Annotated in this window: 17 protein-coding genes; 9 read left to right on the top strand and 8 right to left on the bottom strand. The window is 66.1% G+C overall.

The window, feature by feature from the left end:
- Positions 1 to 132 precede the first annotated feature (132 nt).
- Complete coding sequence (locus tag HN018_RS12605; RefSeq protein WP_171836346.1) at positions 133 to 1,080, bottom strand: alpha/beta fold hydrolase; 948 nt, start codon at positions 1,078 to 1,080, stop codon at positions 133 to 135.
- 31 nt (positions 1,081 to 1,111) lie between these two features.
- Between HN018_RS12605 and HN018_RS12600 the strand changes: the two genes are divergently transcribed.
- A complete protein-coding gene (locus tag HN018_RS12600) occupies positions 1,112 to 2,557 on the top strand; it encodes a pyridoxal phosphate-dependent decarboxylase family protein (RefSeq protein WP_171836347.1) in 1,446 nt (481 codons plus the stop codon).
- A 114-nt stretch (positions 2,558 to 2,671) separates the two neighbouring features.
- On the opposite strand, the gene HN018_RS12595 is transcribed toward HN018_RS12600, so the two are convergent.
- On the bottom strand, positions 2,672 to 3,847 hold the full coding sequence (locus HN018_RS12595) for an acyltransferase family protein (RefSeq protein ID WP_171836348.1): 1,176 nt from the start codon (positions 3,845 to 3,847) through the stop codon (positions 2,672 to 2,674).
- 318 nt (positions 3,848 to 4,165) lie between these two features.
- Here HN018_RS12595 and cax point away from each other — a divergent pair, with 318 nt between their 5' ends.
- Positions 4,166 to 5,221 carry a calcium/proton exchanger gene (cax, locus tag HN018_RS12590; RefSeq protein ID WP_171836349.1) on the top strand — a complete coding sequence of 352 codons (1,056 nt, stop codon included), beginning with the start codon at positions 4,166 to 4,168 and terminating at the stop codon, positions 5,219 to 5,221.
- Positions 5,222 to 5,295: 74 nt separating this feature from the next.
- On the opposite strand, the gene HN018_RS12585 is transcribed toward cax, so the two are convergent.
- From HN018_RS12585 to HN018_RS12575, 3 genes are all read right to left on the bottom strand, one after another.
- Complete coding sequence (locus HN018_RS12585) at positions 5,296 to 5,565, bottom strand: hypothetical protein (protein WP_171836350.1); 270 nt, start codon at positions 5,563 to 5,565, stop codon at positions 5,296 to 5,298.
- A gap of 234 nt (positions 5,566 to 5,799) precedes the next feature.
- A complete protein-coding gene (locus HN018_RS12580; protein ID WP_171836351.1) occupies positions 5,800 to 6,291 on the bottom strand; it encodes a glutathione peroxidase in 492 nt (163 codons plus the stop codon).
- A 112-nt stretch (positions 6,292 to 6,403) separates the two neighbouring features.
- The gene (locus HN018_RS12575) at positions 6,404 to 7,000 is read right to left on the bottom strand and encodes a TetR/AcrR family transcriptional regulator (protein WP_171836352.1); all 597 of its coding nucleotides are present in this window, start codon (positions 6,998 to 7,000) and stop codon (positions 6,404 to 6,406) included.
- A 79-nt stretch (positions 7,001 to 7,079) separates the two neighbouring features.
- Between HN018_RS12575 and HN018_RS12570 the strand changes: the two genes are divergently transcribed.
- Both HN018_RS12570 and HN018_RS12565 read left to right on the top strand, forming a co-directional pair.
- Complete coding sequence (locus HN018_RS12570) at positions 7,080 to 7,844, top strand: SDR family NAD(P)-dependent oxidoreductase (protein ID WP_171836353.1); 765 nt, start codon at positions 7,080 to 7,082, stop codon at positions 7,842 to 7,844.
- A 230-nt stretch (positions 7,845 to 8,074) separates the two neighbouring features.
- Positions 8,075 to 8,560, top strand: coding sequence for a hypothetical protein (locus tag HN018_RS12565; RefSeq protein WP_171836354.1), 486 nt, complete (start codon positions 8,075 to 8,077; stop codon positions 8,558 to 8,560).
- Between the two features lie 490 nt (positions 8,561 to 9,050).
- Here HN018_RS12565 and HN018_RS12560 read toward each other — a convergent pair whose 3' ends face one another.
- A complete protein-coding gene (locus tag HN018_RS12560) occupies positions 9,051 to 11,003 on the bottom strand; it encodes a S9 family peptidase (protein WP_239479298.1) in 1,953 nt (650 codons plus the stop codon).
- Positions 11,004 to 11,205: 202 nt separating this feature from the next.
- Entirely contained in the window at positions 11,206 to 12,978 is a 1,773-nt protein-coding gene (locus HN018_RS12555; RefSeq protein WP_171836356.1) for a PAS domain-containing sensor histidine kinase, read from the bottom strand.
- A gap of 146 nt (positions 12,979 to 13,124) precedes the next feature.
- On the opposite strand from HN018_RS12555, the gene HN018_RS12550 reads away from it, so the two are divergent.
- The 4 genes from HN018_RS12550 (at position 13,125) to HN018_RS12535 (ending at position 16,025) form a co-directional block, all read left to right on the top strand.
- Entirely contained in the window at positions 13,125 to 13,919 is a 795-nt protein-coding gene (locus tag HN018_RS12550; RefSeq protein WP_171836357.1) for a GIN domain-containing protein, read from the top strand.
- 101 nt (positions 13,920 to 14,020) lie between these two features.
- Positions 14,021 to 14,458: a hypothetical protein gene (locus HN018_RS12545; RefSeq protein WP_171836358.1), complete on the top strand. Its 438-nt coding sequence runs from the start codon at positions 14,021 to 14,023 to the stop codon at positions 14,456 to 14,458.
- 9 nt (positions 14,459 to 14,467) lie between these two features.
- On the top strand, positions 14,468 to 15,355 hold the full coding sequence (locus HN018_RS12540; protein WP_171836359.1) for a cation diffusion facilitator family transporter: 888 nt from the start codon (positions 14,468 to 14,470) through the stop codon (positions 15,353 to 15,355).
- Positions 15,356 to 15,398: 43 nt separating this feature from the next.
- A complete protein-coding gene (locus HN018_RS12535; RefSeq protein WP_171836360.1) occupies positions 15,399 to 16,025 on the top strand; it encodes a carbonic anhydrase in 627 nt (208 codons plus the stop codon).
- 79 nt (positions 16,026 to 16,104) lie between these two features.
- Here HN018_RS12535 and HN018_RS12530 read toward each other — a convergent pair whose 3' ends face one another.
- Positions 16,105 to 17,538, bottom strand: a complete 1,434-nt coding sequence (locus HN018_RS12530; RefSeq protein ID WP_171836361.1) for an MFS transporter — start codon at positions 17,536 to 17,538, stop codon at positions 16,105 to 16,107.
- A gap of 185 nt (positions 17,539 to 17,723) precedes the next feature.
- Between HN018_RS12530 and HN018_RS12525 the strand changes: the two genes are divergently transcribed.
- The gene (locus tag HN018_RS12525) at positions 17,724 to 18,575 is read left to right on the top strand and encodes a transglutaminase-like domain-containing protein (protein WP_171836362.1); all 852 of its coding nucleotides are present in this window, start codon (positions 17,724 to 17,726) and stop codon (positions 18,573 to 18,575) included.
- Positions 18,576 to 18,600: the final 25 nt, after the last annotated feature.

Genomic DNA, 18,600 nt, shown 5'->3' with positions numbered 1-18,600 from the left:
TGGCGACTTCCGCGCATCGGGAACACCTATGCCGAAAGCATCAAGGTATCCACCAAGCCGCGTCGATCCCACGGCCGGTTATCATCGTCCGACGACTGGCGAACACACGAGGACCGCACTGGAAACTTCTTTTTAAGTAGTTTCTCCGACCGCAGTGGCCTCGCCGCCTTCGCTCCGCCCACGCCCGAAGAACTCCCGGAACAGCCCCGCCAGTTCCCCCGGCGTTTCCTCAGGACTGAAATGGCCGGCCTCGATCGGTCCGCCGGAGACCTCACCCTCGATCCCGGCCGCCCACAATGTGCGTGGATCGTACCAGCCGCCGATCCGGCCGCGGGTGCCCCAGACCAGCATGACCGGGCAGGTGATCCGGGTCTGCCTGCTGCGCTGCTCGTGGTCGATCGTCGGGACCGGTCCGTCCGCCGCCGCCCCATGGCCGCGCAGATCCTCGTTCCAAGGCCCTTCCAGCAGGTAGTCGGCGATCGCCTCGGGGTGGAAGATCTCTCGTGCCTCGTCCGGGGCCAGCCGGAACCAGTCATCCGGTGCCTTGACCAGTAGCGCCTCTGGTTTCGGGTGCAGCTGCGCGAACCAGCAGGCGGCGTATCCGGACAGGGCGAATGCCATGTCGGCGCGCCCGTCATGCGCCAGCAGGGGCACCGCCTCGACCAGTGCCAGCCGTTCGATCCGGTCGGGGGCATCCAGCGCCATCCGGGCGGCGACATGGGCGCCGAAATCGTGGCCGGCCACCGCGAAGCGCCGATGTCCGAGCCGGGTCATCAGCACCAGCATGTCGTGCGCGAGTTCGGCCAGGGTCAGGTGTGCCGGCAGGTCGGCGCACACCACGCTGAACCCGTCCGCCAGTGCCGGCGCCACCAGGTGCCACATCGCGTGCGTCTGTGGCTGGCCATGCAGCAGCAGCAGAGGCACCGAACGCCAGCCGGCCAGGCCGCCGGTACGCATCCGGTAACGGGTGCCGGACAGTGTCATTTCCTCGTAGTGGAAGCCGGGGAAGAACATCTCGAACACATCCTCGAAGAGCCTCAGCGCGGGCAGAATGGGGTCCCGGCGCAATCCGTGCCACATAGCGCCGATCTTCGGAACTGCAGGAGTGCATATGGCCGGACTGGATCCAGAAGACTGGGGGAGCCTGCGGGCGCTCGGCCATCGCATGCTGGACGACATGATCGACCGGCTGGCCACCCAGTCGAGCGACGCCGATCCCGCCGACAACCCGGTCTGGCAGCCGATGCCTGCCTCCGAACGCCAGGCGCTGCGACGGCCCTTGCCGCGTGGACCATCCGATCCTGCCGAGCTGTATGAGCAATTCCAGCAGCGCATCGTGCCGTATGCGCTCGGCAACACCCATCCCCGCTTCATGGGCTGGGTGCATGGCGGCGGCACCGGCATCGGCATGCTGGCCGAGATGCTGGCCGCCGGGCTGAACGCCAATCTCGGCGGCCGCGACCATGCGCCGATCGAGCTCGAGCGCACCGTCATACGCTGGGCGGCGGAGATGGTCGGCATGCCGGACACCAGTTCCGGCCTGCTGGTGACCGGTTCGTCCATGGCCAACATGATCGCCGTGCTCACCGCCCGTCGCGCCTGGGCCGGGCCCACGGTCCGCTCGGGCGGCGTCGGCAGCCTTGGCCTGGTGGGCTATGCCGGCAGCAGCGCGCATGGCTGCATACCCCGCGCCTTCGACATGGCCGGCCTCGGCACCGAGGCGCTGCGTGCGGTCCCGGTCGACCCGAACCACCGCATGAGCCTGCCCGCACTGGAAGCCGCGATCGCCCGCGACCGCGCCGCCGGGCTGCATCCGTTCATCGTGGTGGCCACCGCCGGCTCGGTCGATACCGGCGCCATCGACGACCTCGACGCGATCGCCACGCTCTGTGCCCGCGAGCGGATATGGTTCCACGTTGACGGTGCGTTCGGAGCGCTCGCCGCCCTGTCGCCGACGCTGCGACAACACCTGGCCGGCATAGAGCGTGCCGACAGCCTGGCGTTCGATTTCCACAAATGGGCACAGGTTCCGTACGACGCGGGTTGCGTCGTGGTGCGGGACGCGGGCGCCCAGGCCGACGCCTTCGCACAGACGCTGGCCTATCTCGGCCGCGAGGATCGCGGAGCCGCCGGCAACGCACCGTGGCCCTGCGACCTCGGCCCCGACCTGTCGCGCGGGTTTCGTGCCCTGAAGGTCTGGATGACGCTGGGCACCTATGGTGCCGACCGGATGGGCGAAATGGTCGACCAGTGCTGCGCGGTCGCCCGTCACCTGGCCGCCCGGATCGAGGCCGAGCCCGATCTCGAACTGCTCGCACCGGTCGGCCTCAACATCGTCTGCTTCCGGTTCTGTCGCGGCGCCGATGATCTGGACCAGTTCAACGCCGAACTGGTGAAGGACCTGCACGAGAGCGGCATCGCGGTCCCCTCCACCACCACGATCGGCGGTGTTCGCGCCATCCGCGCCGCGATCGTCAACCATCGGACCCAGAACCACGATGCCGACATCATGATCGACGGGCTGCTCGCCTTGGCCGCGCTCAGGCACAGCCGATAGCGGCCCTACAAGAACAGGGTGTCGGTCGTGATGGCGGTACACCCACCTGCGTCCTGGCCCGCCGAACTATCGACGTTCGCGACAACGACCGAACCTCGATCCCGGCACCGTTGCCTATCGGTTCGTGGTGAGCGGCCTGGTCCGTGGCGCAACCCCGGCGGCACGATCGAGAGCGTCGTTCACACGTCGACCGACCCTCAGCCCCGGAATCTCGACGGCCGCATGCAGCAATATCCCCAGCAGCACGCAGGACAGGACGATCGCGAGGAGCCAGCCGGCTCCGAACAGGCGCGAATGTTCGAGGAACGGCTTGCGCAGGCACCATTCGGTGAACGCGATCAGCACGCCGTGCACCAGCGCGAACGAGAACGAGATCTTTCCCATGAACAGGGCAGGCCGGCTGGCGAAGGCGCGATTGATCGCGCCTCGCTGATAGGCAAGCCCAAGAATGAGGGCAGCGAAGCCGAAAACATCCAGCATCGAGGCAAACGGCACGAACATGGTGGCGACCGGCACGGCGATGCCGATACCGCACAGCAGGTCCGGATGAACCGGCGGCCGCTCCATCATGGCGAAGCAGCGATAGAGGCACACGCCTGCGAACGAGCAGAACAGCATCCGGACCGCACCCATCGTTCCGGATGGATTTGTATTCTCGAACACATGATGGGTTGCGAGCATCGCCAGGCAAAGCATCAGCAGGCTGCCCGTTCCGAGGAGCAGGCAGCGACGCAGGCTGTGCTGGGTCATCATGAACCTGGCCACGAACGGGAAAAATATGTAGCCCAGGACTTCGGCGCTCAGGGTCCAGGCCGGGCCGTTCCATTCGCCGAGCTTGACCAGGGTCCAACTCTGGACAAGCAACAGACTCTGCACCAGGCCGGGCCACGCAAACGTATGGATCTTGTAGGAGTAATGCGCACCTGGATATTGCTTCGAAGCCTCCACGAAGCTTGGGAATAACAGCACGATCGGAACGATCGCCAGCAGAACGACCGTATTCAGCGGATACACGCGAAAAAACCGCCGCACATAGAAGCGGCGCAGCATAATGCGGTCGACGAGCACGAACTCCCGTGCATGCACATGCATGAGGATGAAACCGGACAGGATAAAGAACAGTTCGATGCCACGCGGAGCCGCGTCCAGCGCTCTCAGGTGCATGAGCCAGGGAGCAGCCAGCGCAAGTGTCGCGAAGCCCTGGATATGCTGCAGGAATACCCAGCTGGCGGCCACGCCACGAATACCGGTCAGGGACGCGATGCCCCGCGATGCTGCTATCTTAGTCACGAGAATGACTCTGCCGCCCTGGCGAGGCGTCATTAAAGTTTCTGGATCTGTCTCAGGTCACGTCGACCGGTTGTCCGGTCACGATTATAACTCAAGACCGTTAGGGCGAGCGAAGTAGTAACGAACTGCAAATCCGAGTAAAGGTTTCGAATATTTCAAAATAATTCCACTCCGGTGCCGATGCCGGCACGCGCGATCCGGAAGCTGCAACTTCCTCTTCGGACGCAGCCTGTTTCGAACGCTTAAGTGATCGGCCATCGCCGTCCGATCGGGCCAGGCGACCGTGCCAAGCGCCCGGTTCTATGGCCTGATCGCGTAATGATCTCGTTCGCCCTGCTGCTCTTCATCCCGCTCTCGCTGGCCCTGAAATATCTGGTCGGGGCCGGGCCGATCTGGCTGTTCCTGACCGGGGTGGTCGCGGTTGCGATCCTGGCCGATTGGGTCCGGCGCGCCACCGAGCAGCTTGCCGAACGCGCCGGGAGTGCTGTCGGCGGCCTGCTCAACGTCAGTTTCGGCAGCATCGCCGAGCTGGTCCTGGCGCTGTTCGTCCTGGCGCACGGCGAGGCCGACGTCGTGAAGGCGCAGATCACCGGCTCGATCATCGGCACCAGCCTGCTCGGACTGGGCCTGGCCATGCTGGTCGGCGGGCTGTGGCGCGAGCGGCAATCGTTCAACCGCGCCAATACCGGGCTGCTGTCGACGCTGTTGATCCTGGTCGTCGTGGCGCTGCTGCTCCCGGCGATGTTCGACATCCAGGCGCATACCGGCATGGCCAACACCGACGCCGTCGACGAGCGGCTCAGCATCGGCGCCTCGATCGTGCTGCTGGGGCTGTATGGCGCGAACCTGATCTTCACCCTCGTGACCCATCGCGGCGTGTTCGCGGGCGACGAACCGAGCGGGAATTCGGCCTGGAGCCTCGCCAGGTCGCTGACCGTGCTGATCGTCGGCACGATCTTCATCGCCGCCGAATCCGAGCTCGTGTCCGACGCCGTGGAAGCGACGGCGACGCTGCTGCAGGTGTCCCAGGCGTTCCTCGGTGTCATCGTGCTGGCATTGGTCGGCACCTCGGCGGATCTGTTCGCCGCCGTCGCCTTCGCCAGACAGGATCGCATGAGCATCGTGTTCAGCATCTGCATCGGCTCGGCGATCCAGATGGCGCTGGTCGTTGCCCCGATCCTGGTGCTGGCCTCCTGGGCGATCGGCCACCCGATGAACCTGGTGTTCAACCCGCTCGAACTGTTTGCGATCGCCGGTGCCGCCTTCATCGTCCGCGCCATCTCCGCCGACGGCGAGACCAACTGGTTCGAGGGCATGCTGCTGATCGGGGTGTACCTGCTGTTCGGCCTGGCGTTCTACTTCGTGGGCGCCTGACCGACGATCGTGGGTCCGACGATCGCGGCAAGTCAGTCCGGCGAGACGTGGACCCGGACGGTCAGGGCGCCCGGTCAGAACAGCTCGAAACTGCGCTGCAGCGACACGAACACCCTGAGCTGCGGCGAATTCTGCGCAATCCCGGCTCCCGCTCCGAGGCCGAACGACCGGTCCTCGTCGATATCATGCAGGAAACCCCCATCGATGAAGCTCTGGTCGTGGCCGACCGTCGCCTGCGCGCATTGCACGACGGCGAGCACCATCGCCGTGTGTGCGGCGACCAGGAACGAGATCCCGCCCGCAATTTCCATCTGGTCGGGTCGCCTGGTGGCGATGCCGCACAACGTGTATCCGCGCGGATTTGTGTCCGCTGCCGCAGGGGATCTCGTAGAACCCGTGCAGCGCCAATGCCGGCAGCAGGCGGCTGTTTCCGGTGAGCTGGACCAGGCTGTCGATCGAGGTTCAACCCCTGCGGATCGGCCAGGGCGGACCGCGCGCCGGCACAGATCAGGCCGAAGGCGATTCTGCCGATCGCACGATGCGCGTGTCCTCTTACGGCGCCTGCGATGGATTATGCGCTAGCCGCCGAGCACGACCCGGTCGATCGCGGTGCGGAACCGGCTGCTGTCGGGGGTGGTGATGCTGGAGAACCAGCTCGCCAGCGAGCCATCCCGCGCGATGATGTATTTGAAGAAGTTCCAGCGCGGGCGCGACAGCATCCCGCCCTCGCGGCCAAGCCAGCCGAACAGCGGATGAGCGTCCGGACCACGCACCTGCATCTTCTCGGTCATCGGGAAACTGACGCCGTAGTTCTTGCTGCAGAAGGCGCCGATATCATTGGCGTCGCCCGGTTCCTGCCTGCCGAAATTATTGCTTGGGATGCCGATGACCGTCAGCCCGCGCTCGCGCTCGCCGGTCCAGAGTGCCTGCAGGCCCTCATATTGCGGCGTGAAGCCGCACTTGGACGCGGTGTTCACCAGCAGCAGCGGCTTGCCGGCAAACTGTGACAGGTCGAGCGTCTCGCCCTGAAGGCTGGTGAGCTTGAAATCGTAGATCGTCGGTTTGGCCATGGTGGAAAGCTCCGTCATCGCGTGCGGGCCGGTCGAGCCGGCCCTGTTCGTGGCCAGATGAAGCAGCTTTACCGGCCGGGGGAAATGCCGGATGCCACCGCCGGGGCCACGGTCAGGCCCGCTGCTCCCCGGCCAGACGCATCACCGCGCGCTCGATCGCATCGCCGAGCTCTGGATCGTCGCTTGCCTGGCGCAGCACCAAGGCCCCAACCATCGCCGCCATGACCGCCAGCGCATGCGCGTCCCACGCATCGTCCGGTCCGGCCACCGGCTGGCGCGGTGTTCGGGCGACCAGGTCCGCCATCCGGCGCAACCCGGCGGTGAACGCGCGCCGGACCGGTCCGCCGGCAGGGGCACGGGCCGAATCGCCGGCGAGCGTCGCCATGGGGCATCCGGCCGCGGGTGGCCTCGGCGTGAAGTAGAATTCGGCCATCCGGCGTAGCCGGTTCGTGTCGTGTCCCGCCGCCTGGCCCACGGCAACCGAACTCCACGCCCGCTCGGTGCTGTCGAACGCATGGGCGCAGGCTTCGCCGGCAAGCTCCTGCTTCGAGCCGAACTGGCCATAGAAGCCGCCATGCGTGAGCCCGGCCTCGGCCATCAGCTCGGCGATCCCGACCCCCTCCAGGCCGCGCTCGCGGAACAACGACGCGGCGGTCGCCACCACCTTCGCCCGGTTCTCCGCCGCCTGCTCCTGCGAAACCCTGCCCACCGCCAGCACCCCTTGACTGCTTAGATTATCAACGTCATCTAACGACCGTTAGATGTCAGTCATAATTTAAGGAGCTTTCATGAACTTGCTAGAGGGAAAGGTCGCCCTCGTGACCGGCGGCACATCCGGCATCGGTCGCGCCAGCGCCATCCTGTTCGCCCGCGAAGGTGCGAGGGTCGCGCTGACCGGCCGCCGCATCGAGGAGGGCAGGGCGGTGGTGGCCGAGATCGAGGCAGCCGGCGGCACGGCGGTCTTCATCCAGGCCGACCTCGGGAACATCGGTGGCATCCCGGGTATCATTGCCGAAGTGGTGGCCCGGTACGGCCGCCTTGACGTTGCGTTCAACAACGCCGGAGTTGGCGGCGGCGGCCCGATCGAGACGTTGAACGAAGCGGCGTGGGATCGCATCGTCGACACCAACCTCAAATCGGCATTCTTCTGCCTGCAGGCCGAGGTAGCCCAGATCCGCAAGCAGGGCGGCGGTGGTGCGATCGTGTTCAACGGTTCCGTGCTCGCCAACATCGCGGCCCCGGGTACCTCGATCTACAGCGCCAGCAAGGGCGGCATCAGTTCGCTGACCCGGGCCGCCGCGGTCGAGCTCGGCCCGTTCGGCATCCGCGTGAACTCGGTGAACCCGTCCATCACCCGCACGCCGATGACGACATCCCGGATCGAGACCAATGCGGAAGGCGCCGAGAGCCATCCGTTCGCAAACGGCATCCCGCTCGGCCGTCTTGCCGAACCTGAAGAGATGGCCGAGGTCGCCTTGTTCCTGCTGTCCGACCGCGCCTCCTACGTCAACGGCCAAGTCCTGGTCGTGGATGGCGGCCAGAGCGCCACCTGATCCGAATTGTCGGCGGTGCAAGGCCTAACTAATCCTGACACCGCATCGGCGTGGAAGTACGTCGGCGGACCGATCACTTCAGGCACTCAGGCCATCGGTGCCCAGACGTGAGAACGAGGCTATAATGCGCCTCGTTTCTATTCCGAGCGTGTGCCAGGAACAGTGAACTATGTTATCTTGGACGACTACAATGAGATACCAAGTCCTGTAGCATCAGCTCCGGCAAAGCCATGAAACTTCAACTCTTCCAATATGTCTGCGAGCCACTTGGCCACAAGTTCAATGCTCCGGCCTTGCCCTTCAACACCTATGGAAAGTTCCTGCTCCGTGATGAAGGCGGTACATCGATCTCGTATCTCGATGCTCTCGCTGATTCGACCTACCCGGAAGTGAGTACGCTTTTGAGGGGTCTAGTTGAGACGGCACATTTAACTGCCAACAAGCGCGCCGATTTGCTTCAACGCTTATATGGGGAAGTGGCTTGTGATCCGGATGACGAAGGTAGGGCGTTTATTGTCGGGAGGCATCCAAAGTGCCCGATCTGCGCATCGCATACTATGCGTTTCTGGAACGAGGTCGTTCCCGATAAATTTGTTGATGCGGAAGTTCCACACGTCACGCATAGGCATTGGCAATTTCTAACAGAAGGGCAGAAGCTCGCAAAAACCAAGACTTGGCTATGTCTCAACGGTTTGGCTTCGAGGTCCTCAACGTGAGATGCCTTCTAAGAGAGCTGTAAATCCCTTCAGCGCTTTGTTGAATGGATTATCGAGCCGGAACTGTTGATAAAATAATAGCCGCCGGCTGTGCGCCCAAAGTTGAGGAGTGCGGTCCGGCTTGATACTGCAGCCCAGACCGCAGCAACTTCTTCACGATGGTGGCGGAGCTGGTATGCTGGGCCGGCTTACCGTAAAGCAGCGCGCGTATTAACGGAACCAGAAGTTCGCCTGAGATTAGACACACGGATTGATGGCCAGGAAATGGTTCTTAGTCTTCCAAGCGCATCATGGAGTTGCTGAGCTTCGCTCGAACCTGTCCGCTACCCGTCGGAATGAGAGAAAACCGTCGCGCGACCATTGTGCCGTGATTGTAATAGTTTTCAGTTCGGTTGCTCCTCGGACCTAACACGGTGGGGCGACGCCGACGGCCCGGCTATCGAACCAGCGGAACCGGGCGGCCCCGACTTCCGCCCGGCCCCACCTCTCCTTATGTCGCGAACCATCGCGAGAACCACGCGATGGTCCGCCGGTTGAGGTCGTCGCGGTTGGCCTGGTGCCGGAGCATGTGGCCCTCGCCGGCATAGACCACGAAGCTGGTCGGCACGTTCAAGGCCATCATCGCCGTATAGAACTCCTGGCTCTGCGGCATCGGGCACTCGACGTCGCGTTCGCCGACCGCGATCAGCACCGGCGTGGAGACGCCCTTCATGTGGGTGATCGGTGACGCCCTCAGATACGGTGCCGGGTCGTCATAGACCGATCCACCGAAATTGACCTGGTCCGATCCGGCCTGTGGCGCCTCGCCTTCGATCGAGAGCCAGTCCGACACCCCGGCATCCGCGACCCCCGCACGGAACCGGTGCGTCTGCGTCACCGCCCACATCGTCATGTAGCCGCCATAGGACCCGCCGGTGATCCCGAGCCGGTTCGGATCGACGCCGCCTAGGCGCAGCACCGCGTCCACGCCGCTGAGCACATCGCGCCAGTCGCCGCCGCCGAGATCCCCGATGCTGCCGGCAGCGAACGCCTCGCCCTGCCCGTAGCTGCCGCGATAATTCGGCTGGAACACGTCCCAGCCCTGAGCCAGCAGCGCCCGGACCGTGCCGCGCGTCGATGGAAACCGCGGTCCCGCTGCCGCTTCCGGCCCGCCATGCACATCCACGATCAGCGGCCGCTTGCCCGGCGTTCCCGTCCCGGCGCTTGCACCCGCCGGCTGCAGCAGCCAGCCCTGCACATCGAACCCGTCATTCTTCCAGACGATCGAGCGCGCGGTCGCCGGGGCCAAGAGCCCAGTGTTGGCATGGGTGACCGGCCGCCAGGCCCCGATCGGACCGACCACGATCTCGGGCGCCGCGGTGAAGCTCTGCGCGACCGCGGCCGTGGCGTGCCGTCCGCATGACAGCGATTGGTTGCCGCCGCCGGCGGAAAGCGCACGATCCCCCGACCAGAGCGGGGTCGCTGCCTTGCCTGTTTCCAGGGTGATGACCGAGGTGTTTCCCGCCGCCAGCAGCACCGCCGTCAATCCCGGTCCGCAGTGCCAGTCCAGTGCGGTGACCGTCGCATGCGATCCCGGAGTCAAATCGAGGGGACCCTGCGGCCGGTCCAGGTCCAGCAGGAAAGCGTCGCCGCCGGTCGAGCCGAAATCGCTCATCCAGCCGCCGATGAACGCAACCTGGCGTCCATCCGGGGACACGCTCGGGGTCGCCAGCTGCTCGCGCGGACCCGGCGTGAACAGCCCGCGTGCGGCCTTTCCGCGATCGAACGCATACAGCCTGGCCACCCACCAGTGGGCGTCGCCGTCGCCATGCGACGCGGTGCCGACAAACCCGCCATCCGGCCGCCAGTCATATTCATAGACATACAGGTCCGCCGGCGAGACGAACTGCAGCCCGCCCGATGCAACGACCGCGATCCGCTGCTCGTCGGATTCGACCCCGATCTCGCCCTGCAGCGCCGCCGCCGCCTGGTTTCGTCCCAGTCGCTTATGCGCCTGCGCTGTCGCCAGCACCGCGATCGCATCGCCGGGGCCGTAGCGGAGACTGTCGAGCGGTCCCTTGAACGCCAGCAGCTGCGTCGGCACGCCGCCCGACGCAGCCACGGTCATGATATCGCTGGTGGCGCCGCCGGGCTCCTCGAGCAGAAAGGCCAGCTTGCTTCCGTCATGGCTCCAGGCCGGCGACGACGGAATACAGCCGGGCTTGCCGTCGCAGGGAAGCGGGATCGCCACCGCATTGCCGGCGAGGTCATGGATCAGCAGCCGTACCGGGACCTCGGTATCGGACGGCAGGTCGTCGCTCTCGATCGCAGCGACATGAGCGCCGTCGGGCGCCAGTGCCACCGTCTTGAACAGGTGCAGCGGGGTTTCCGCCGTGGCCGCCCGTGCCGCCGGGCCCGAACCGCCAAGCACCCCTGCCAGGCCGGCAATCATCAACATCCGCATCAAGCCGCAGCTCCGAGTTTTGCCCAGGATGAACGGCATCGGCACGGCACGTCCAGGCGCAGACTCGCTTCGCACCGCCGCGGCGGTAGTCGCCGTGGGTCTGGCGATGTTGCCGCCACAAAGCTTCTCAAAAGCCCCGGTATCGCAGCCTCGCGTCCACATCACCTGCCGGCACGCGCATGATCGCCGGCCAGAGCTCGCTTCAGTCCGCGGGGGAATCCCGATCGGAGCCTGGCTCCTGGTCCTGGGTGATGATTCCCCGGATCCGGTCGGCCAGGGTCGCCAGCGCGAACGGCTTGGTCAGCACCATCGTACCGGGTTCGACGATGCCGTGCCTGGTCGCCGCGTTCTCCGCATAGCCGGTGATGAACAGCACTTTCAACGCAGGCCGGGTTGCCCGGGCGGCATCCACCAGCTGACGCCCGCTCATCCCGCCCGGCAGGCCGATATCGGTGATCAGCATGTCGATCCGCAGATCGGACTGCAGCAGCGCAAGCGCCGTCGCGCCGGTTCCCGCTTCTCTCGTGGCGTATCCCATGTCGGTCAGGACATCGCAGACCAGCATTCGTATGGTCTGCTCGTCATCGACGACCAGCACGGTTTCCCCGAAGCCGGCCTTCACGTGTTGCAGCGGCAGGTCCGCCACCTCGTCGAGATCGGCGTCGGTGTGATGGCGCGGCAGATAGAGGCACACCATGGAACCGGTACCGGCCTCGGAATAGATCCGCACCTGCCCGCCCGACTGTTTCGCGAAGCCGTGGATCATCGACAGGCCGAGCCCCGTACCCTTGCCGACCGGCTTGGTCGTGAAGAACGGCTCGAACGCGCGCCGGATGGTCTCCGGCGTCATCCCGGTTCCCGTGTCGCTGACGCATAGGGAGACATATCGTCCGGGCAGCATGCCATGCGTGCGCGCAGCGGTCTCGTCTAGCATCCTGTTGGCGGCCTCGATTGTCAGGCGGCCGCCATCTTGCATCGCGTCCCGTGCATTGATGCAGAGGTTCAGCAGCGCGTTTTCCAGTTGGTGCGGATCGACCAGCACGGTCCACAGTTCGGCGGTGCCAGCTGTCGTGACCGTGATCGCGGGCCCGGTGGTGCGGCGGATCAGCTCCTCCATCCCATTGACCAGCAGGTTGACGTCCACTGCCTTCGGGGAAAGCGTCTGCTGGCGCGCGAATGCCAGCAGACGGTGGGTCAGCGAGGCCGCTCGCCTGGTCGAATTCTGGGCGGCGTCCACATAGCGTTCCAGGTCGGCGATACGCCCTTGCGACAGCCGCGCCTGCATCAACTCCAGGCAGCCGGAAATTCCTGCCAGCATATTGTTGAAATCATGTGCGATGCCACCGGTCAGCTGTCCGATCGCCTCCATCTTCTGCGACTGCAGCAGCCCTTCGCGCGCCTGCTCCAGATCCGTCTGGCTTGTCTTCCAGTCGGTGACGTCGCGGGTCACCTTGGCGAAGCCGATGATCTCCCCGGCGCCGTTCCGGACCGGATCCACCACGACGTTTGCCCAGAAACGGCTGCCATCCTTGCGCACCCGCCATCCTTCGCCCCGGAATGTTCCGCTGGTGGCGGAGGTCTGCAGCGCCAGGTCGGGCAATCCGGCTGCCTGGTCCTCATCGGTGTAGAAGCGGGAAAAATGCCGGCCGATGATCTCGCCGGCTTCGTATCCCTTCGAACGGTGGGCGCCGGCATTCCAGCTGATGACCACGCCGGTCGGATCAAGCATGAAAATGGCGTAGTCCGTGACGGAATCCACCAGTATCCGATACAGGCTGTTGTCGTTGAGCGGCGCCTCTGCGTGTTCCATGCCACCTCTAATCCCGCCGATCGCCATTCCTGGCAAGAAGCTGGGCCGCGCGCCGGACAGGTCGCGGCCCCGGACCTCCGGCGCCCTGTCTATTACAGGTTCGGATCGAACATCCATCGTCGCCAGGACGATCGGCAGGCGGTGCCGGGGCGTGCGATACGCCATGGTCCGGTACGCCAGTTGCTGGCGTATTTCACAATTTGCCCGGCGCCGGATCCGACTGCGATCCAAAAGACCTATGCCTTTCAACGGCCTGGATCACGGCACGAAGCGTGCACTCAGATGACGACCATTATCTGGAGTCCCACGCCATGCCACCCAGGCACGTGCTGTCCACCATGCTCGCGGTTCTCGCGATGCCGATCCTCTCCGTCCACGCCTTTGCGCTCGATCGCGACCAGACCCTGGCCGGTAACCGCCTGTCGATCGACAGCCCCTGCGCCCGGCATGTGGACATCCAGCCCGATCCGACGCTGCGGGCCGAAATCGTTGTCCATGCGACCGCCGACCATCCGGAGGAACTCGCCCAGCTGAAGTTCGACACCCAGGACGGCCCGCACATCCATGCCGGCCCGGCCGCCTGCTGGCGCCCGGATGGATCGCGATCCTTCACGCAGACGCTGGCCCTGACGATCCGGGTGCCATCGCGGACGCCGCTGTCGATCGACGAGGCAGGAGCCGCCGGGTATGAGGTCGGCGCGATCGGGGGTGCGCTCATCCTGGACCTGTCCGGCAGCGTGACGCTCACGGACGCCCAGGTCACTGCGCTCGATGCGCAGGTATCCGGGTTCGGCCGCGTGGACGTTGCGCGTGCGACGGGCAGGGCGCGCGTCGATCTGACCGGCGCCGGCAGCCTGGCGATCGACCAGGCCGACCTGCCGGCCTTGTCCGCCTCGGTGTCCGGCTCCGGACACATCACCATCGCGCACGGAGAGGTCGGGCAGGCGACCCTCGACATCAGCGGCACCGGTGGCATCCGGATCGACGCGCCCGTCGAGAGCGCCACCGCGCAGGTTTCGGGCATCGGCAGCATCAGGCTCGCCCGGGTGAACGGCCCGCTGCAGAAGGACATCAGCGGCCTCGGCACCGTAACGGTCGGCAACTAGTTTTGGCCGCCGTCCGATACGGAACGGATCGTTTGCCGGCTGGCCGCGATCCACCCGTTGGCTAGAGCACGGCCTGCATCTTCCGCAGTCAAGGCCGCTTCATGATCGCCGTCACCGGTCGGCGCGACATGTGTTTACCCGCGTTCGAGCTGGTGATCGCTCGCATCCAGGCCTGCCCGACCCGCTGGGATCGCCGGTGGTCAGAACAAGGCGCCGGCCTTGGACCCTTCAGGCGGGCGGCCATGCGAGGTCGCAACCCCGTGTCGTCCGCGCAGGAGTTTCCGCTCGGCCAAGACATAAGGGCCCGGGTCATCGAGACGCCGCCGACCGGAGCCGGCTTCATCGGCGGCGATACCCTCGTCCCGCAACGATGCGAAACCCGCGGGACCGCAACCGCCCGGCGCCTCCCGGTCGCGGGTGCCGCAGCCGGCGACCGGCTCCACGACATCGCACTCCTCGTCCCGGCCACCACCGCCCTCGCATCGCGGTCAGCCTGCGCGGACGCGGCGGGGAATGACGATCCGGCCTTGCCCGCGTAGAAGTCCACCATGAATCGCAGCCTGAAACTTGCCTGGGGCAGCCTTGCCATCAGCGTCGTCGTTCTCGGCATGAAGACCGGTGCCTACCTGCTGACCGGAAGCGTGGCGCTCTATTCCGATGCGTTGGAGACCCTGATCAACGTGGTCGCCGCGATCGGCGCCCTGATCGCGCTCTGGTTCAGCGCGTTGCCGGCCGACGCCAACCACCCGTACGGACACCACAAGGCCGAATATCTCAGCGCCGTGGTCGAGGGCGCGCTGGTGCTGCTGACGTCCGGGGCGATCGCGCGCGAGGCCTGGCTCGGCTGGGTCCATCCGCATGCGCCGGCAACGCCGTTCCTCGGCATCGGGCTCAACGGCGCCGCCGGCGCGATCAATCTCGTCTGGGCGCTGGTGCTGATCCGCTATGGCCGACGCTGGAAGTCGCCGGCGCTGATCGCCGGCGGCCGGCACATCATGACCGACGTCTGGACCACCGTTGCCGTGCTGGTCGGTTTCGCGCTGGTGCCGCTGACCGGCTACCTGCGGCTCGATCCGCTGGTCGCGGGATTCGTGGCGCTGAACATCCTGTGGGCCGGCTACGGCATGTTGCGTGAGTCCGTGGGCGGCCTGATGGACGAGGTGACCGATCCGGAGGCGGTCGGCGTGCTGCGCCGGGTGATCTCGGAGAATGCCGGCGGCGCGATCGAGGCGCACGACGTACGTACGCGCACCGTGGGCAGCGTCACCTTCGTCGAGTTCCATCTTGTCGTACCGGGCCGGATGACGATCGACGACAGCCACGTCATCTGCGACCGTATCGAAACCGCCTTGCGCGAGCAGGTCGGCGATGCCGTGATCAACATCCATGTCGAGCCGGAGCCGAAGGCCAAGATGGTCGGCGTCCCGGTGTTGTAGGACGCGTCCCGGCGTCCGGTCCCATCCGAACGAGGCACCGATCATGACCAGCCATGCCCCACCGTCGCACCCGCTGATGACCCCGGACCAGGCGTTGTCGATCCTGAAGGAGGGTAACCGCAGCTTCATCGGCGGCAATGCGGTCCGTCCGCACCAGACCGGGCACGAGCGCCGCACCATGCTCGCCACGGAACAGCGTCCGTTCTGCGTCCTGGTCGGCTGCTCCGACAGCCGCGTCTCACCGGAGCATCTGTTCGGACGCGGGCTCGGCGAGCTGTTCATCGTTCGCAACGCCGGCAACGTCGTCGATCTCGCCGCCATGGGCAGCATCGAATACGGGGTCGCCGTCCTCGGTGCCCCACTGATCGTGGTGCTGGGGCACGAGCGCTGCGGCGCCGTCCAGGCCGCGGTCGACGTGGTCGAGAACGATGCGACCTATCCTGGCAGCATCGGCCAGATGATCGAGCCGATCATCCCCGCCGTGCTGCGCGCCCGCCGCGACGGCACCGACGACCTGCTCGACCGTTCGGTTCGGATGAACGTGATGCGTATCGTCGAGCGCCTTCGCACCACCGAGCAGATGCTGATCGAGCCGCAGCGCGCAGGCCGGCTGAAGATCGTCGGCGCCCGCTATGACCTCGATGACGGGACCGTCGAATTCTTCGAATGAGGCGACCGGCGATCCGGGCAGTTCGGGCCGCCGCCGGAGACCATCGACCTCGAGCAGTTCATGATCGAAGCCTACGACGTCACCTGGCCGGAGCTGCGGTCGCCGGTGCGCGCAACAGCCGCCCGAGACTGACCGCGGCCCCGGCCAGCGCGGTCAGCGAGGCGAGCGCCAGGCAGGCCCGGTTCGCGCCGGCTCCGAGCAGCGCGAAGGTCATCGCCACCAGCATTGCCCCGGTGGTCTGACCCAGCAGCCGTGTCACCGAGATCATGGCACTGGCACTGCCGGCGCGGGTCACCGGTGCTGCCAGCAGCATCGCGCGATTGTTGGGCGGCTGGAACAGTCCAAAGCCGGCGCCTGCCATCGCGATGCGCCACGCGATGTCGAGATTGGTCGGCCGTGCCGGCATCAGCCAGAGCGCCAGGAAGCCGCCGGCCACCATGCACAGCCCGAGCGAGGACAGCACCGACGCCGGGTAGCGGTCGGACAGGCGCCCGACGAACGGCGCCACCACCACGATCGCCAGGGGCCACGGCGTGATCAGCAGCCCGGTCGCCACGGCCGAGCGATTCAGCACCAGTTCCAGGGTGAACGGCATCGAGATGATGAAGAAGTTCGACGCCACGAAGCCCAGGAACCCGGTCAGCACTGCCGCCCGGAATCCCCGCAGGATCAGCAGGTCCACCGGCAGCAACGGGTCGCTGCGTCCGGACTGCCGGCGTATCAGCGCCACCAGGCACACCACGCCCATGCCCAGCAGGATCAGCGCGACCGGCAATCCGTCCCGGTGCGCCAGGAAGTCGAACCCCACGATCAGGCCGCCGAAGGCCAGCGCGTTCAGCGTCGCCGAGGTGCCGTCGAACGCCACGTAGCGGGTGGGCGTGCGGGGCAGGGAGGTGATCGCGAACAGCAGGGCGACCGCGCCCAGTGGCAGGTTTATCAGGAACAGCCAGGGCCAGCTCGCGATCGACAGGACCCCGGCCGCGATGGTCGGGCCGAGTGCGACACCGGCGGCAACCACCAGCCCGTTCAGCGCGATGCCCCGCCCGATGATCCGGGTCGGATAGATGAACCGGAGCAGTGCCGCGTTCACGCTCATGATGCAGGCGCCCCCGAAGCCCTGCAGCCCGCGCGCCAGCGACAGTTCCAGCAGGGTCGTCGAGACCGCGCAGAGCAGCGACGCCACCACGAACAGCGCCAGGCCGAAGCGGCACATCCTCGCATAGCCGATCCGGTCGCCGACCGCGGCCAGTGGCAGCAGCGAGATCACCGAGACCAGCTGGTAGGCATTGATCACCCAGATCGATGCCGAGGTCGTGGCATGGATGTCGTGTGCGATCGTCGGCAGGGCCACGTTGGCGATCGCGTAGTCCATGACCGACAGCAACACCGACAACGACACCGCAAGCATCGCGCGGGTGCGTGCCCCGCCGTACAGGCCGTCATGCTCGGCCGGCGGTGCCTGCAGGGGCGGCACGGGTTCGAGTGCGGCTGGATCGGCGATCGGTTGCGGCATGGTGGCGTTCTACGACCGGTCGTCGTCGATCGGAACCTCACCCATGCTCGACGGGTGAACAGAATGCTTGCCCGGCAGACGCCGCATCGTCATGTTCGTAGACTGTCCAAAGCTGTTGCGTTCGGGGTCCGTCGGTCCGCTGCGGCAGCTGATCGTCGCCAACCTTGCAACCGGAACCATCCAAAATGCAGATCCACGCCGGATACGATATCGTCTATGACTGCCCGCGTCCGACGCCGATGATCCTGCTGCTGAGCCCGCATCCGTCGCGGGACGCAGATCTGGCAGCACCACAGCAGATGCAGTTCGACCCACCCATTCCGCACGAACAATATTTCGACAGCTTCGGCAACGTCTGCACCCGCATCCTCGCACCGCAGGGCCGCCTCACGATCAGCAGCCGGATCGTCGTCAGCGACACCGGGTTGCCCGATGCGCTCAGCCCCGGCGTGCAGCAGCACCCGGTCGAGGCGCTCCCGGCCGACACGCTGGTCTACCTGCTCGGCAGTCGCTACTGCGACACCGACCGCATGTCGGACCGCGCCTGGGCCCTGTTCAACGACGGCCGCACCGGCTGGGAGCTGGTGCAGGCGATCTGCGACTACGCGCATGAGCGGATCGTGTTCAACTACCAGCATGCGGATTCCACGCGCACCGCGTCCGATGCCGATCGCGACCGAAGGGGCGTTTGCCGCGACTATGCCCACCTGGCCGTCACCCTGTGCCGCTGCCTGAACATTCCGGCGCGTTACTGCACCGGCTTCCTCGGTGACATGGGCACGCCGCCGCCCTACGGCGTCATGGATTTCGCAGCGTGGTTCGAGGTCTATCTCGGCGGCGCGTGGCATACTTTCGATGCCCGCAACAACACGCCGCGCATCGGCCGCATCCTGATCGCCCGGGGCCGCGACGCCACCGACGTCGCGATCGCCACCACCTTCGGCTCCTGCAACCTGTCCGGTTTCACGGTCTATACCGACGAGATGCCGGTCAGCGTGCCGGACACCTCGATCCTTGCCGACGCGCACGCAGGCTGAGCCGTTGTAATCCAACCTGCGATCG

The sequence above is a fragment of the Lichenicola cladoniae genome (genome assembly GCF_013201075.1).
Taxonomy (GTDB): Bacteria; Pseudomonadota; Alphaproteobacteria; order Acetobacterales; family Acetobacteraceae; genus Lichenicola; species Lichenicola cladoniae.
The sequence above is the reverse complement of the archived record's forward strand: the minus strand, read 5'-3'. Positions and strand labels throughout refer to the sequence as shown.